The sequence below is a fragment of the Actinophytocola algeriensis genome (assembly GCF_014203735.1).
Taxonomy (GTDB): domain Bacteria; phylum Actinomycetota; class Actinomycetes; order Mycobacteriales; family Pseudonocardiaceae; genus Actinophytocola; species Actinophytocola algeriensis.
Genome location: NZ_JACHJQ010000006.1, coordinates 208,719 through 225,591 on the forward strand (window position 1 = coordinate 208,719; position 16,873 = coordinate 225,591).

The 16,873-nt window shown below is 72.7% G+C and carries 4 protein-coding genes; 1 reads left to right on the plus strand and 3 read right to left on the minus strand.

The annotated features are described in order from the left end of the window. Positions 1–41 precede the first annotated feature (41 nt). Positions 42–542: an SRPBCC family protein gene (locus FHR82_RS28015; protein ID WP_184813556.1), complete on the plus strand. Its 501-nt coding sequence runs from the start codon at positions 42–44 to the stop codon at positions 540–542. Between the two features lie 158 nt (positions 543–700). Here FHR82_RS28015 and FHR82_RS28020 read toward each other — a convergent pair whose 3' ends face one another. Genes FHR82_RS28020 through FHR82_RS28030 form a run of 3 tightly spaced genes read right to left on the minus strand, consistent with a single transcriptional unit; the run spans position 701 to position 16,865 of the window. Continuing rightward, on the minus strand, positions 701–1,234 hold the full coding sequence (locus FHR82_RS28020) for a hypothetical protein (RefSeq protein ID WP_184813557.1): 534 nt from the start codon (positions 1,232–1,234) through the stop codon (positions 701–703). A 12-nt stretch (positions 1,235–1,246) separates the two neighbouring features. Next, on the minus strand, positions 1,247–1,825 hold the full coding sequence (locus FHR82_RS28025) for a matrixin family metalloprotease (RefSeq protein WP_184813558.1): 579 nt from the start codon (positions 1,823–1,825) through the stop codon (positions 1,247–1,249). 40 nt (positions 1,826–1,865) lie between these two features. Beyond that, positions 1,866–16,865: a type I polyketide synthase gene (locus FHR82_RS28030; protein WP_184813559.1), complete on the minus strand. Its 15,000-nt coding sequence runs from the start codon at positions 16,863–16,865 to the stop codon at positions 1,866–1,868. Positions 16,866–16,873: the final 8 nt, after the last annotated feature.

Genomic DNA, 16,873 nt, shown 5'->3' on the forward strand with positions numbered 1-16,873 from the left:
CCCAGGCGCGCAGGATATCCGGAAAATGCGACACTCGCGCCATGTTTCCGGGAGAGGTGTGGGGCGCTACGGCAGAGGAACGAGCCGCGAAGCTGCCCTGTGACGAAATTTTTCCGGGCGGACTCGCGGCCGACCGCGCCGTGTCCGTCGACGCGCCACCGGCGCTGATGTGGGCCTGGCTGTGCCAGATCCGTCTCGCGCCGTACAGCTACGACTACTTGGACAACTTCGGCAAGAAGAGCCCACCGGTCCGGACGCCGGATCTGGTGGACCTCGAGGTGGGCCAGAAGTTCATGCGCCTGTTCACACTGGCGTCCTTCGAACGGGACGACCACGTGACCATCCGCAGCAACCGCGTCGCCACGACGTACGCCGTCCGCCCGGAGGGAGCGGGCACCCGCCTGATCGCCCGAGCCGTCTTCCACGGCCCGAACGTCATCGGCCGCCCACTGGGCCTGATCGACATGATCATGATGCGCAAGCAGCTGCTGAACCTGAAGTCCCACGCGGAAAAGGAACACGCGGCGATCAACGCAGGCTAGGGCTGCGCCCACCAACGCGTGGGGCGCAAGCCCCATACACCACCCCCGAGGCTGCCTGCCTCTCCGGGGAGGACGCCCCGTCCGGCTAGGACAAAGCACCCCATGCCATGAAGGGCACCTTCGAGACGTTCACCGTCTCGAAGGTGCCCTTCATGACGTCACGGCCGAGCCTGCGCGACCAGACTGTCCGCGGTGAAGCGAGCCGGCAGCTCGTCACTCGGCGCTCCCGTGAACTCGTAGCCACCGGACGACTCGCGGAAGACCCCCTGATCCCCGGTGATCACGAACGCCGGCACCGCTGACCGGGACCTCGCGGTGTACGGCTTGAGGAACAGCAGGTACCGGTCCCCGTCCGCCAGCAGCGGCGACGTGTCCGGCGACGACACCGCGCTCCCGCCCAGCTGCACGATCTCCACCCACTCCGCGCCCGCCCCCAGGCCCGCGACGTGCTGGTCCAACCGCAGCCGCGTGAAGGTGACCGGCACCTTGTCGACCTCTTCCTCCCGCGACGTCGATGCGGTTCCCCGCACGACCATCGTGCTCTCCGCCCGCAGGTCGGCGATCGTGTAGTCCTTGACCCGGCTCATGTGCAGCTCTGTACTCGGCACGCTCTCCACAGTGGCCTGTCCGCACGCGCCGACGAGGAACATGGCACCCACCGCCGACGCGATGGCGATCCGACGCAACCCCATGGTCCCGCCTCCCTAGTAGATCTGGTTGATGAAGGCGACGTCGGCGACCGTCGGCTTGTACTTACGGCAGTCGTCGTAGCGCTTGGCCGTTTTCGGCTCCATGATGCTCACGTAGTTGCACGACGTGAACGACTCGTGGCCGAGGCCGAGTGCGTGACCGAGCTCGTGGACCATCACGGAGAGCTTCTTCTCGCCGGTGTAGTAGTCGGTGTAGGTCCGGTTCCACCAGACGTACATCCCCGTGGTCCAGTTGTGGTTGTACGTGCAGTTCTCCATCTGGCCGGCCGGGGTCCTGATCATCCCGTCGTAGCCGTCGGCGGAGGGGAGGTAGCCGTCGGCGATCACGATGTTCGCCCCGGTCGTCACCGGGCTGAGCGTGATCGGCGTGTTGGTCTCCTGCCAGTAGCGGGCGGCCCACTGGGCGGGGTTCAGGTAGGCGGCGGTGTTGGTGATGGCCGTCTTGTAGTGGAGGTACGGCGTGCTGAACTGACAGCCCCACGGCGCGGCCGTGGCCGGTGCGGCAGGCACGACGAAGAGCGTCGTGAGCACCGCACCGGCCACGATGGCGGCGAGCTTCCGGATTCGTCTCATGCCCGGAGGCTCGCAGGGGGCCCTAATCAGCCGCTAACACTCACGACGCCTTCCGCTGCGCTGACCGGCCTGCCAGTGCGCGCTTGACGAGGTCGTCCACGTCGAGACTGTCCAGGTCCTCCGCGGGCTCCGGCTGTTGCTTGGGCTCCTCCGCGGTGGACACCAGGTTCAGCAGTGCCTCGAGGATCCCCGCCTCCCGGAAGCGGGCCACCGGGACCGACGCGAGGGTGCGCCGCAGGGCGTCCTCGTCGACGTCCGGGGTCGCCGCGGACGGGTCCGGTAGCAGTGCCGCCAGTACGTACCCGGCCAAGGCCTCCGGGTTCGGGTAGTCGAACACCAGCGTCGCCGACAGGGACAGGCCCGTTGCCGCGTTGATGCGGTTGCGCAGCTCCACCGCGGTGAGTGAGTCGAAGCCCAGTTCCTTGAACGCCTGGCCAGGGGTGATCGCCGAGGGTGACGCGTGCGCCAGCACGGTTGCGACCTGTGTGCGCACCAACTCCAGCACCGCGGGCAGTCGCTCCTCCACCGGCAGTCCACCCAGGCGGTGCACCAGCGCGGCCGCGTCCGCCTTTCCTGCCCGGCGGGTGGGGACGCGCACCAGGCCCCGCAACAGGGGAAGATCCGTGCCGGAGCGGCGCAGTCCGGCCGGGTCCAGCTTGACCGGCACCACCACGGGAGCGGCCAGACCGGTCGCCGCGTCGAACAGCGCCAACCCTTCGGCCACGGACAGTGCGCCGAAACCGTTGCGGTTGAGCCGAGCCAGGTCCACCTCGGACAGTTCGCCCGTCATGTCGCTCGCCTGTGCCCACAGGCCCCACGCCAGCGACTGCGCGGGCAGACCCTGTGCACGCCGCTGCTGCGCCAGTGCGTCCAGCGCCGCGTTCGCGGCCGCGTAGTTCGCCTGGCCAGGGCCGCCCAGCACTCCCGCGACCGACGAGAACAGCACGAACATGCGCACGTCACCGGCCAGCTCGTGCAGGTTGACCGCCGCGTCGACCTTCGGGCGCATGACCCGGTCGATCCGCTCGGGCGTGAGGGTGTCGATGGTGCCGTCGTCGAGGACACCCGCGGAGTGGACGACTCCGGTCACCGGATGCGCGTCGAGCACCCTGGCCAGCGCGGACCGGTCGGTCACGTCGCACGCGACGACGGTCACGGTCGCGCCGAGGTCCGTCAGCTCCGACGTCAGCTCCTCGACGCCGGCCGCGTCCTGGCCGCGCCTGCTGACCAGCAGCAGGCTCGTGACCCCGCGTTCGGTGACGAGGTGGCGGGCGACCAGCGCACCAAGACCGCTGGTACCACCGGTGATCAGCACCGTGCCCTCGAACGCGGCAGGCGCGCCGGGCGCGGCCGGGGTGGCCCGGACCAGCCTGGGCACGAACACCTTGCCGGCGCGGATCGCCAGCTGCGTCTCGCCACTGGCGACGGCGGCCGGGAGCACGTCGCGCGACTCGGGGCGGTCGTCGGTGTCGACCAGCACGAACCGGTCCGGGTGTTCGGACTGCGCGGTGCGCACCAGGCCCCACACCGTGGCCGCCGCCGGGTCCGGGCTCTCGCCGCCGACCGCGACCGCACCGGTCGTGACCAGCACGAGCGGCTCGGGTTCGTTGTCGGACAGCCATTCCCGGACCAGCTCGAGTGCCTGGTGCGCGGTGTCGCGCGCGGCGTCGGCGAGCGGGCCGGGGGCCACGTCGATCTCCACCACGTTGTCGGGCAACCGCACCGTCTCCGCTCGGCGTGCGGCACGCCGTTCCGCGCGGGCGGCACGGCGTTCCGCGCGGTGTTCCGAGCGGCGGTCCGACCGGCGCTCGGCGCGGCGCTGGCGGCGCGACTCGGTCTCCTCGACCGGTGCCACCTCGACCGGCACCCAGTCCAGCGTGAACAGGTGCTGCCCGGCCGACGACGGGGTCGCCGCGGCCAGCTGCTCCGGGGTGATCGGCCGGACCGCGAGCGAACCGACGGTCGCGACCGGTGCGCCGGTCTGGTCGGCGAGGTGGATCGTGTAGGCGTCGTCGCCGGCCGGGGTGATCCTGACGCGCAGCACTGCGGGACCTGTCGCGGTCACCGCGATGTCGTGCCACGAGAACGGCAGCGCGAGCCGCCGCTCCCCCGTCGCCGCCGCGACGAGCGCGTGCAGCGCGGAGTCCAGCAGGGCGGGGTGGACCGCGAACCGGGCCGCTCGCTCCGCCTGCGTCTCGTCGAGCGCGACCTCGGCGAACACCTCGCCGCCGCGCCGCCACACCGACTGCAGGCCCTGGAACACCGGGCCGTACTCGAGGCCGAGGTCGGCCAGCTCGTCGTAGACACCGTCGACGGGCACCGCGGTGGCGCCGGGCGGCGGCCACTCGGTGAGCGCGACCCCGTCCGGCGCCGCACTCTCGGCGAGGGTGCCGGTGGCGTTCCGCGTCCACGACCCGCCGCTCTCCGGTCGCGAGTGGACGGTCAGTGCGCGGTCCCCGGAGTCGGTCTCGGCGCCGACGGACACCTGGACCACGACCGCGGCGTCCTCCGGCAGCACCAGCGGCGCCTGCAGGGTCAGTTCCTCGATGCCGTCGCAGCCGGCGCGCCCCGCCGCGTGCAGTGCCATCTCGACCAGTGCCGTGCCGGGCACGACCACGGTGCCGAGGACGGCGTGGTCGGCGAGCCACGGGTGGCTCTGCCGGGACAGCCTGCCGGTGAACAGCAGCCCCGGCTCGCCGGCCACATCGACAACCGCACCGAGCAGCGGGTGCCCGGTAGCGCCGAGTCCGGCGGCGGACACGTCGGCGGTGCCGGTGCCCGGCATCAGCCAGTAGGCGCGGTGCTGGAAGGCGTAGGTCGGCAGCGGCACCGGCTGTGCGCCGGTGTCCGCGTAGAACGCCGCCCAGTCGACCGCGTCGGTGTGCACGGCGATCGTGCCGAGCGCGACGCCGAGGGTCTGGACCTCGTCGCGGTCCTTGCGCAGCGTCGGGACGAACACGCCGTCCGGCACCACGTTCTGGCCCATGGCGGTGAGCACGCCGTCGGGTCCCAGCTCGACGAACGTCGTGACGCCCCGCTCGGCGAGGGCCGCGACGTTGTCGGCGAACCGGACCGTGCCGCGCACGTGCTCGACCCAGTACTCCGGGTCGGTCGGGTCGGCACCCACGATCGGGATCTCGGGCTCGTGGTAGGTGACCGCCGAGACGACCGCGCGGAACTCGTCCAGCATCGGGTCCATCAGCGGCGAGTGGAACGCGTGCGACACCGCGAGCCGCTTGGTCTTGGCGAACCGCGCGGCGACCGCCTCGACCGCGCGCTCCTCGCCGGAGATCACGACGGCGTTCGGCCCGTTGACCGCGGCGATGCCGACGCCTTCGGTGAGCAGCGGCGCCACTTCCCCCTCCGTCGCCTGGAGCGCGATCATCGCGCCGCCTGGCGGGAGGGCCTGCATCAGTCGTCCTCGTGCCGATACGACGGCAGCCGCGTCCGCCAGCGACCAGACACCCGCGACGTGCGCGGCCGCCAGCTCGCCGATCGAGTGCCCGGCGACCACATCCGGCCGAACACCCCACGACGCGAGTAGCCGAGCCAGCGCCACCTCGACCGCGAAGAGCGCCGGCTGCGTGTGCCCGGTCTCATCCAACCCATCACCGGAGGAGATCACCTCTCGTAGCCGAGGGTCGAAGTGCGCGCAGACCTCGTCGAACGCGGCCGCGAACACCGGGAACTCCCGGTACAGCCGCTGTCCCATCGCGATCCGCTGCGCGCCCTGACCCGTGAACAGGAACGCGAGCCGCCCACCGACCGTACCGGTGGCGACCTCCTCGCCGTCGACCAGCACCGCGCGGTGGTCGAACCGGGCGCGGGTGGTGGCGAGCGTGTAACCGACGTCGAGCGAGCTGCCGTCCACATCGGACAGCCGGGCGACCTGGTCGCGCAGCGCCTCCCCGGTCTTCGCGGACACCAGCCAGGGCACGACCGGCAGTTCCGCGCGTGGCGCCTCGGCCGTCGCGGGTGGCTCCTCGATGATGACGTGCGAGTTCGTGCCACCGATGCCGAACGACGAGATGCCGGCACGGCGCGGGTGGCCGTTCGCCTGCCACGGCCGGGTTTCCGTGAGCAGCCGCACGTTGCCCGCGTCCCAGTCGACCTCGGGCGACGGCTCGTCCACGTGCAGCGTCGGCGGCAGCTCGCCGTGCTGGAGCGCCAGCACCATCTTGATCACGCCTGCCGCACCGGCCGCGGCCTGCGTGTGGCCGAGGTTCGACTTGACCGAACCGAGCCACAGCGGCTGCTCGCGGTCCCGGCCGTACGTGGCCATCAGGGCCTGCGCCTCGATCGGGTCGCCGAGCGGCGTGCCGGTGCCGTGCGCCTCGACCGCGTCCACATCGGACACGGTGAGCCCGGCGGCGGCGAGCGCGGCACCGATGACCCGCTGCTGCGACGGCCCGTTCGGCGCGGTCAGCCCGTTGGACGCGCCGTCCTGGTTCACCGCGGACCCGCGGATCACGGCGAGCACGGAGTGCCCGTTGCGCTGCGCGTCGGACAGGCGCTCGACGGCGAGCACGCCGGCGCCCTCGCCCCAGGCGGTGCCGTCGGCGGCACCGGCGAACGCCTTGATCTCGCCGTCCACGGCGAGGCCGCGCTGCCGGGAGAACTCGACGAACGTCTCCGGTCCGGTCATGACGGTGACGCCACCGGCGAGCGCGAGGTCGCACTCCCCGTTCCGCAGCGACTGGACCGCCATGTGCAGCGCCACCAGCGACGACGAGCACGCGGTGTCGATCGTGACCGACGGGCCCTCCAGCCCGAGCACGTACGACAGCCGTCCGCACAGGACACTGCCGGCGATGCCGGTGACGAGGAAGCCCTCGACCCCCGCCTGGCCCGCGTCGACACCGCGGCCGTAGTCCTGCGCCATCATGCCGGCGAACACGCCGGTCCGGCTGCCGCGCAACGACAGCGGGTCGATGCCCGCGCGTTCGAGCGCCTCCCACGAGGTTTCGAGGAGGAGCCGCTGCTGCGGGTCCATGGCGAGTGCTTCGCGGGGGCTGATGCCGAAGAACTCGGCGTCGAACTCGGCGGCGTCGTGCAGGAAACCGCCGCGGCGCACGTACGAGGTGCCGGACGACTCCGGGTCGGGGTCGTACAGCTTCGCGAGGTCCCAGCCGCGGTCGGCGGGGAAGTCGGAGATCCCGGACCGGCCACCCGCGACGAGGTCCCACAGTTCGTCCGGCGACGTGATGCCGCCGGGCAGGCGGCAGCCCATGCCGACGATCGCGATCGGCTCGTCCGACACCGTAGCCGTCGCGGTGACGACCGAGGTGGTGGTGCCGCCTGCCAGTTCGGCCAGCAGGTGGTCGACGAGCTTGTCCGGGTTCGGGTGGTCGAACACCAGCGTCGCGGGCAGGCGCAGTCCGGTGGCGGAGTTGAGCCGGTTGCGCAGCTCGACGGAGGTGAGCGAGTCGAAACCCAGCTCCTTGAACGCCTGCGCCGGTGCGATCGACTCGGGCGCACCGTGCGCCAGCACACCGGCGACGTGCCCGCGTACCGTGTCGAGGAGGATCGCCCGCTGCTCGTCCTCGGCAAGCCCGGCGAGGCGTCGCACGAGTTCGCCGGTGGGTCCGCCCGCACGACGGGCCCCCCTGCTCGATGCTGTGCGGACGAGTGCACGCAGGATCGGCGGGACCGTGCCGACGGCCTTGGCGACCGCGGCCGGGTCGAGGTCGATCAGCACCTCCAGCGCACGACCGGTGACGGCCGCGTCGAACAGCGCCAAGCCATCCTCAGTGGACAGTGCACCGAAGCCGTCCCGGGACAGGCGGGCGCGGTCGGTGTCGCTCAGCTCGCCGGTCATGTCGCTGGCGGAGTCCCACAGGCCCCACGCCATCGACACCGCGGGCAGTCCGGCGGCGCGCCGGTCGTGGGCGAGCGCGTCGAGTGCGCTGTTGGCGGCCGCGTAGTTGGCCTGCCCCGGGGTGCCGAAGACGCCGGCCGCCGAGGAGAACACCGCGAAGAGGGACAGGTCCTGCGCCGATTCGGTGGTCAGCTCGTGGAGGTGGCGGGCCGCCTCGACCTTGGGTGCCAGTACCGCGTCGAGCCGTTCCGGCGTGAGCGCGGTGACGATCCCGTCGTCGAGGACCCCGGCCGCGTGCACGACACCGACGAGGTTTGGGACGGACTTCAGCAGCCTGGCGACGGACTGGCGCTTGGTCACGTCACACGCGGCGACGCGGACCTCGGCGCCCAGGCCGGTCAGCTCGGCCGCCAGTTCCTTGGCGCCGCTCGCTTTCGTGCCGCGTCGGCTCACCAGCACCAGGTGCCGGACGCCGTGGTCGGTGACGAGGTGGCGGGCCAGCAGCGCACCCAGGCCGCCGGTGCCGCCGGTGATCAGGACGGTGCCGTCGAGCGTGACCGGCGCCGCGGTGTCCTGCACGCGGACCAGGCGGGGTGCGTAGGTCCGCCCGTCGCGGACGGCGATCTGGGTCTCCCCGGACGCGGCGACGGTGGCGGCGAGGCTGTCGTCGCCGGATCCGTCGTCGTCGAGGAGCACGAACCGGTCCGGGTGCTCGGACTGGGCGGACCGGACGAGGCCCCACACGGCGGCCGCGTCGAGGTGCCCGATGCGTTCGTCGGCCGTGACGCCGACCGCGCCGGTGGTGACGAGGACGAGCCGCGCGTTCTCCGGGTGTCCGTCGGCGAGCCAGGACTGGATCGCGGCGAGTGCCTCGTGTGCGGTGGCGACCGGCTGGGCGGCCACCGTCACGTCCTCCACTGTGGACAGCGACACCGGGGTCCAGTCGACGCCGAACCTCGGGCGGCGCACGCGGATCTGGTCCGGGGTCACCGGCAGCAGGGACAGCCTGCCTACGGACGCGACCGGCGTGCCGGTGCTGTCGGCGGCGTCGATGCTGATCGCGTCGTCGCCCGCCGGTGCGATCCGGATGCGGAGCTGTGTCGCGCCGCGCGCGGCGAGGCTGACGGTGTGCCAGCCGAAGGGCAGGCGGGCCTGTTGTGCCGTGCTCCCCGCGAACAGAGCGTGGAGTGCCGCGTCCAGCAGTGCCGGGTGTACGCCGAACTTGGCGGCGTCGGCGTGCTGTTCGTCGGCGAGCGCGACCTCGGCGAACACCTCGGTGCCGCGCCGCCACACCGACTGCAGGCCCTGGAAGACCGGCCCGTACTCGAGGCCCAGTTCGGCGGCCTTGTCGTAGACGTCCGTGATGGACACGGCGTCCGCCCCGGCAGGCGGCCAGGCGGTCAGGTCCGCGGTGGAGGTGGGTGCACCGGTGCCGAGGGTGCCGGTGGCGTGCTGGGTCCAGTCCCCGCCGTCGGGGCGGGAGTGGATCGCCACGGTCCGGTCGGCGTCGACCGTCACCTGGATGACGACCGCGCCGCCGTCGGGCAGGACCAGCGGTGCCTGCAGCGTGAGTTCCTCGACGAGGTCGCAGCCGACGCGGTCACCGGCCTGCAGCGCCAGCTCGACGAGTGCGGTGCCGGGGACGAGCACGGTGCCCATGACGGCGTGGTCGGCCAGCCACGGGTGCGACTGGGTGGAGAGCCGGCCGGTGAGGACGAGGCCGTCACCGTCGGCGAGCGGGACGGCGGCACCGAGCAGCGGGTGTCCGGCCGGGTCGATCCCGGCGGCGAGGACGTTGCCCGCAGTGGGGCGCAGCCAGTAGGAGTCGCGCTGGAACGGGTAGGTCGGCAGGTCGACGTGGTTGCCGCCGCCGAACAGCGCGGCCCAGTCCACGTCGGCGCCGTGTGTCCAGGCGGTGCCGACGGCGGTGATGACGGCGTGCGCCTCGTCGCGATCCTTGCGCACGGCAGGGACGAACGTGCCGTCGAGACCCGTGGCGCTGAGCACCGCATCGGGACCGACCTCGACGAACGTGGTCACACCCTGCTCGGTCATGGTCGCCACGTTGTCGGCGAACCGGACCGTGCCGCGGACGTGCCGCACCCAGTACTCCGGGTCGGTGACGTCCGCGCCGACGATCGGGATGGTCGGCTCGTGGTAGGTCACGCTCTCCGCGACCGCACGGAACTCGTCCAGCATCGGGTCCATCAACGGCGAGTGGAACGCGTGCGACACCGTCAGCCGCTTGGTCTTGCGGTCGGTGAACCGCGCCGCGATGGCCGCAGCGGCCTCGTCGTCACCCGAGATCACGACCGACCGCGGTCCGTTGATCGCCGCGATGCCGACCGCGTCCGTGAGGTGTGGGGTGACCTCCTTCTCCGTGGCCTGGATCGCGATCATCGCGCCGCCACGTGGAAGGGCCTGCATCAGCTGTCCGCGCGCGGTGACCAGGCGGGTGGCGTCGGCGAGCGACAGCACCCCGGCGACGTGCGCGGCGGCCAGCTCACCGATCGAATGCCCGGCGAGGAAGTCCGGCCGCACACCCCACGACTCCAGCAACCGGAACAGCGCCACCTCGAACGCGAACAACGCGGGCTGCGTGTTCCCGGTCTCGTCCAGCCCGTCACCGGTCGCGACGACCTCACGCAAACCCGGGTCGAGGTGCGACAGCACCTCGTCGAACGCGGCCGCGAACACGGGGAACGCCTCGTACAGCCGTTGCCCCATGCCCGCCCGCTGCGCACCCTGGCCCGTGAACAGGAACGCCAGCCGCCCACCGGCCGTGCCGGTGGCGACTTCGGTGCCGTCGACCAGCAGCGCGCGGTGGTCGAACCGGGCCCGGGTCGTGGCGAGCGAGAACCCGACGTCCAGTGGTGACGCGTCCACCTCGGACAACCGGGTGACCTGGTCCCGCAACGCGTCCGACGTCTTCGCCGACAGGACCCACGGCACCGAGGGCAGTTCGGCGCGGGACACCGGCTCCTCGGCCGGTGGCTCCTCGATGACGATGTGCGCGTTGGTGCCGCTGATGCCGAACGACGAGATGCCCGCACGGCGCGGGTGCCCGTTCGCCTCCCACGGCACGGCCTCGCCGAGCAGCTGGACCGCACCCGCCGTCCAGTCGACCTGGTGGGTCGGCTCGTCGACGTGCAGGGTCGCGGGCAGCTGCCCGTGCCGCAACGCCATGACCATCTTGATCACGCTGGCGGCACCAGCCGCGGCCTGCGTGTGGCCGATGTTCGACTTGATGGACCCGAGCCACAGCGGCCGCTCGCGTTCGCGGCCGTACGTGGCGATCAGGGCCTGCGCCTCGATCGGGTCGCCGAGCGCGGTGCCGGTGCCGTGTGCCTCGACGACGTCGACATCGGACGTGCCGAGCCCGGCCTGCGCGAGCGCCTGCGTGATGACCCGCTGCTGCGACGGCCCGTTCGGTGCCGTCAGGCCGTTCGACGCGCCGTCCTGGTTCACGGCCGACCCGCGCACCACCGCGAGCACGGGGTGCCCGTTGCGGCGCGCGTCGGACAGCCGCTCCAGCACGAGGATGCCCGCGCCCTCGCCCCACACCGTGCCGTCGGCGCCGTCGCCGAACGCCTTGCAGCGGCCGTCGGCGGCGAGGCCGCGCTGGCGGGAGAACTCGACGAACGTGTCGGGGCTCGCCATGACCGTGACGCCACCGGCGAGCGCGAGTGAGCACTCACCCGAGCGCAGTGCCTGTGCGGCCAGGTGCATGGCGACGAGCGACGACGAGCACGCGGTGTCGAGCGTGACCGCTGGGCCTTCGAGGCCGAGGGTGTAGGAGATCCGTCCTGATGCGACGGACGCGGCGATGCCGGTGCCCCAGAAGCCTTCCACGCCGTCCGGTAATCCGCTCAGGGTCGGCGCGTAGTCGCGGTACATGAGGCCGGTGAACACGCCGGTCCGGCTGCCGCGCAGCGTGTGCGGGTCGATCCCGGCGCGCTCGAGCGCCTCCCAGGTGGTTTCGAGCAGCAGGCGTTGCTGCGGGTCCATGGCGAGCGCCTCGCGCCGGCTGATGCCGAAGAACTCCGCGTCGAACAGGTCGGGCCGGTCGACGAAACCGCCGTGCCGGGCGTAGGTCCTGCCCAGCGCGTCCGGGTCGGGGTCGAACAGGTTCGCGAGGTCCCAGCCGCGGTCGGTCGGGAACTCGGACACCCCGGACCGGCCGGTGGCGACGAGGTCCCACAGGTCGTCCGGTGTGGACACGCCGCCGGGGAACCGGCAGCCCATGCCGACGATGGCGATCGGCTCGTCGGTGACGACCGCGGCGGGTGTGGTCGCCGGTGACATCGCGGCGGCGAGGGGCCCGCCTGCCGGGGCCAGCTCGGCGCGGAGGTGGTCGACGACGGCAAGGGGGCTCGGGTAGTCGAAGACGAGCGTGGCGGGGAGCCGCAGCCCGGTGGCGGTGTTGAGGCGGTTGCGCAGTTCGACCGCGGTGAGCGAGTCGAAACCGAGCTCCTTGAACGCCTGCGCGCCGGTGACGGCGTCGGGTGAGCTGTGACCGAGTACCGCGGCCACGTGCTCGCGCACGAGGTCGAGCAGCAGCGCCCGCTGTTCGGGCTCACCAAGCCGGGCGAGGCGGCCGGCGAGGCCGTCACCGCCACCCGCTGCCGCGGCGGCGCGGCGGGCCGGTGCCCGGACGAGGCCGCGCAGCAGCGGAGGCACGTCGGTGCCGGACTTGCGCAGCCCGGCCAGGTCCAGCTTGACCGGCACGGTGAGTGCCCGGTCGGCCGCGATGGCCGCGTCGAACAGCCCGAGTCCGTCCTCAGTGGACAGCGTGCCGAAGCCGGCGCGGGAGAGCCGGGCCAGGTCGGTGGCGTCGAGCTGGTCGCGCATCCCGCTGTCCCACATGCCCCAGGCCAGGGACACGGCGGGCAGTCCGGCGGCACGGCGCTGCTGCGCGAGCGCGTCGAGCACGGCGTTGGCGGCGGCGTAGTTCGCCTGTCCCGCGCTGCCGAACACCCCGGCAGCGGAGGAGAACAGCGCGAACAGCGACAGGTCCGAGGTGAGTTCGTGCAGGTTGACCGCGGCGTCGACCTTGGCACGCAACACCGTCGCGATGCGGTCCGGGGTCAGCGTGTCGAGCACACCGTCGTCGAGCACACCGGCCGCGTGCACGACACCCGTCAGGTCCGGGATCCCGGCCAGCAGCGCGGTGAGCGCGTCGCGGTCGGCGACGTCGCACGCGGCGACGGTGACGGTGGCGCCCAGGTCGGTGAGTTCCTCGGCCAGCTCGGGCGCGGTACCGCGGCGGCTGGCCAGCACGAGCTTCCGGACACCGTGTGCCACCACGAGGTGACGGGCGAGCAGCCTGCCCAGCCCACCGGTGCCACCGGTGATGAGCACGGTGCCGGACGGGTCGACCGCACCCGGTGCGCTCGCGATCCGGGACAGCCGGGGCACGAACACCTCGCCGCCGCGGACGATCGCCTGCGGCTCACCGGCGCCCACCGCGAGCGCGACGGAGGCATCATCGTCCACATCCGCCAGCGTGAACCGGCCCGGGTACTCCAGCTGCGCGGCCCGCACGAGCCCCCACACCGCGGCGGCGGCCACGTCCGTGACGGCACCTTCGGGGTCGACCGCACCGCGCGTGACCAGCACCAGCCGGTCGTCGGTCTCCTGGATCGCGGCGAGTGCCCAGGTCGCGGCCTCGAGCGGCGTGACCCCGGCCGGTGCGACCGCGACCGGCGGCAGGTCCTCGGCGGCACGCACACCCGCGACGCGGACCCAGTCGAGCCCGTACAGGGAGTTCTGGCCACCCGTGAGCTGTTCCGCGGACACCGGGCGCAGCAGCAGCGACCCGATGGTCGCGACCGGCGCGCCGGTGCCGTCGAGCACGGTCAGCGAGACGGTGTCCCGCCCGGCTGGTCCGATGTGGACACGTGCGGTGGTGGCGCCGGTCGCGGTCAGCGACACGTCGGTCCAGCTGAACGGCAGCGTGCCCTCGCCGTCGACGAAGTCGCCGAGCGCGATCGCGTGCAGTGCCGCGTCGAGCAGCGCCGGGTGCACACCGAACCGGCCGGCGTCACCCCGGGCCTGCTCGGGCAGTTCGACCTCGGCGAACACCTGGTCGCCGGCCCGCCACGCGGCGCGGAGCCCCTGGAACACCGGGCCGTAGTCGTAGCCGGAAGCGGCCATGGTCTCGTAGAACGCCGACAGGTCAACGGGTTCCGCACCCGCGGGCGGCCACGCGGTGGCCGGCGGCGCGACCGCGACCGGGGTGGCCGAGAGGGTGCCGGTGGCGTGCCGGGTCCACTCGCTGTCCTCGCCGGTGTCTTCGTCGGGCTGCGAGTGGATGGAGACCGCGCGGCGGCCGGTGTCGTCGGCGGGCGACACGATCACGTGCAGCCGCACCGCGCCCTGTTCCGGCAGCAGCAGCGGGCTTTCCGTGGTGAGGTCGTCGAGGTGCTCGCACCCGGCCTCGAGCCCGGCCCGCAGCGCCAGCTCGACGAACGCCGTCCCGGGCACGAGCACGGTGCCGCGGACCGCGTGGTCGGCGAGCCACGCGTGCGAGTGCCGCGACAGGCGGCCGGTCATGGCGATGCCGTCGCCGTTGGCGAGGGTGATGACGGCACCGAGGAGCGGGTGCCGGGCGGGGTTGAGCCCGGCGGAGCCGACATCGCCCGTCGTCGCGGGGATGAGCCAGTAGTTCTTGTGCTGGAAGGCGTAGGTGGGCAGCTCGACCTGCTTGCCGCCCGGCAGCAACGCGGTCCAGTCGACGTCGACACCGCGCGTCCAGGCCGTGCCGACAGCGGCGACGACGGTGTGCGCCTCGTCGCGGTCCTTGCGCAGGGCCGGGACGAACGTGCCGTCGAGACCCGTGGCGCTCAACACAGCATCAGGGCCGACCTCGACGAACGTGGTCACACCCTGCGCAGTCAATGCGGCCACGTTCTCGGCGAACCGGACCGTCCCACGCACGTGCCGCACCCAGTACCCGGGGTCCGTCGGCTCCGCGCCGACGATCGGGATCCTCGGCTCGTGGTACGTCACGCTCTCCGCGACCGCACGGAACTCGTCCAGCATCGGATCCATCAACGGCGAGTGGAACGCGTGCGACACCGACAGCCGCTTCGTCTTCCGATCCGCGAACCGCGCCGCGATCGCCGCAGCCGCCTCGTCATCACCCGAGATCACGACCGACCGCGGCCCGTTGATCGCCGCGATACCCACCGCGTCCGTCAGATGCGGGGTGACCTCGTCCTCGGTGGCCTGAATGGCGATCATCGCGCCGCCACGCGGCAGCGCCTGCATCAACCGGCCACGCGCGGCGACCACCTTGCACGCGTCCTCGAGCGACCACACTCCGGCGACGTGCGCGGCGGCGAGCTCACCGATCGAATGCCCAGCAAGGAAGTCCGGCCGCACACCCCACGACTCCAGCAACCGGAACAGCGCCACCTCGAACGCGAACAACGCGGGCTGCGTGTTCCCGGTCTCGTCCAGCCCCGTGCCCGAGACGACAACCGCGCGAAGCCCCTCGTCGAAGTGCGACAACACCTCGTCGAACGCGGCCGCGAACACGGGGAACGCCTCGTACAGTCGTTGCCCCATGCCCGCCCGCTGCGCGCCTTGCCCGGTGAACAGGAACGCCAGCCGTCCGGTCACCACGGACCCGGACGCGACCTCGGCCCCGTCCACGACCACCGCGCGGTGGTCGAACCGGGCCCTGGTCGTCGCCAGGGAGAACCCGACGTCCAGCGGTGACGCGTCCACTTCGGACAACCGGGTGACCTGGTCCCGCAACGCGTCGGGGGTCTTCGCCGACAGCACCCACGGCACCACCGGCGGCACGTCGGCGGCCTCGGTCACCGCGGCGGCGGGCGCCTCCTCGATGACGACGTGCGCGTTCGTGCCGCTGATCCCGAACGACGAGACCCCGGCCCGCCGCGGCTGGTCCCCGGCCGGCCACGGCCGCGCCGACGTCAGCAACCGGACCGCACCGGAGTCCCAGTCGACGCGCGAGCTGGGCTCGTCGACGTTCAGCGTCGGCGGCAGCTCACCGGCCCGCATGGCCAGCACGAGCTTCATCACCCCGGCCGCGCCGGCCGCCGCCTGCGTGTGCCCGAGGTTCGACTTGACCGACCCCAGCCACAGCGGACGGTCCGAGGACCTGCCCTGGCCGTAGGTCGCGAGCAGTGCCTGCGCCTCGATCGGGTCACCCAACCGGGTGCCCGTGCCGTGCGCCTCGACCGTGTCCACTTCGGACGCCGACAGCCCGGCGGCGGCCAGCGCCTGCGTGATCACACGCCGCTGCGACGGCCCGTTCGGTGCGGTCAGGCCGTTCGACGCGCCGTCCTGGTTCACCGCCGACCCGCGCACCACGGCCAGCACCGGGTGGCCCAGCCGGACCGCGTCCGACAGCCGCTCCACCGCGAGCACCGCGGCGCCCTCGCCCCAGCCGGTGCCGTCGGCGGCGTCGGCGAACGACTTGCACGTCCCGTCCGAGGACAGCCCGCCCTGGCGGGAGAACTCGACGAACGTGTCCGGCTTCGCCATCACGGTCGCGCCACCGGCCAGCGCCAGGTCGCACTCGCCCGCGCGCAACGCCTGCACCGCGAGGTGCAGCGCCACGAGCGACGACGAGCACGCCGTGTCCAGCGTGACCGCGGGCCCTTCGAGCCCGAGCAGGTAGGCGATCCGGCCGGACGCGACGCTCGCGGCCGTGCCGGTGCCCCAGAAGCCTTCCGTGCCCTCGGGCAGCTCGGCCAGCGACGGGATGTAGTCGTGGCACATCACACCAACGAACACACCGGTCTTGCTGCCGCGCAACGCGACCGGGTCCACACCACCGCGCTCGAGCGCCTCCCAGGACGTCTCCAGCAGCAACCGCTGCTGCGGGTCCATGGTCAGCGCCTCGCGCGGGCTGATCCCGAAGAACTCCGCGTCGAACTCCCCCGCGTCGTGCAGGAACCCACCGTGACGGGTGTAGGTCTTGCCTGCCGCCTCGGGGTCCGGGTCGTACAGCCCGTCGGTGTCCCAGCCGCGGTCGGCCGGGAACTCCGTGATCCCCGACCGGCCTGCCGACACGAGCTCCCACAGTTCGTCCGGAGTGGACACGCCACCCGGGAACCGGCAGCCCATGCCGACGATCGCGATCGGCTCGCGCGCCTTGTCCTCGAACTCGGTCAGGCGGCGGCGGGCCTCACGCAGCTCGGCCGTCGCTCTTTTGAGGTAGGCCAGGTACTTCTCTTCGTCCGCCACTGCGGTCT

What these genes read in the sequence shown, in the direction of transcription:
- FHR82_RS28015 (WP_184813556.1), top strand. Translation starts at nt 42, where the DNA reads ATGTTTCCGGGAGAGGTGTGGGGCGCTACGGCAGAGGAACGAGCCGCG.
- FHR82_RS28020 (WP_184813557.1), bottom strand. Translation starts at nt 1,234, where the DNA reads ATGGGGTTGCGTCGGATCGCCATCGCGTCGGCGGTGGGTGCCATGTTC.
- FHR82_RS28025 (WP_184813558.1), bottom strand. Translation starts at nt 1,825, where the DNA reads ATGAGACGAATCCGGAAGCTCGCCGCCATCGTGGCCGGTGCGGTGCTC.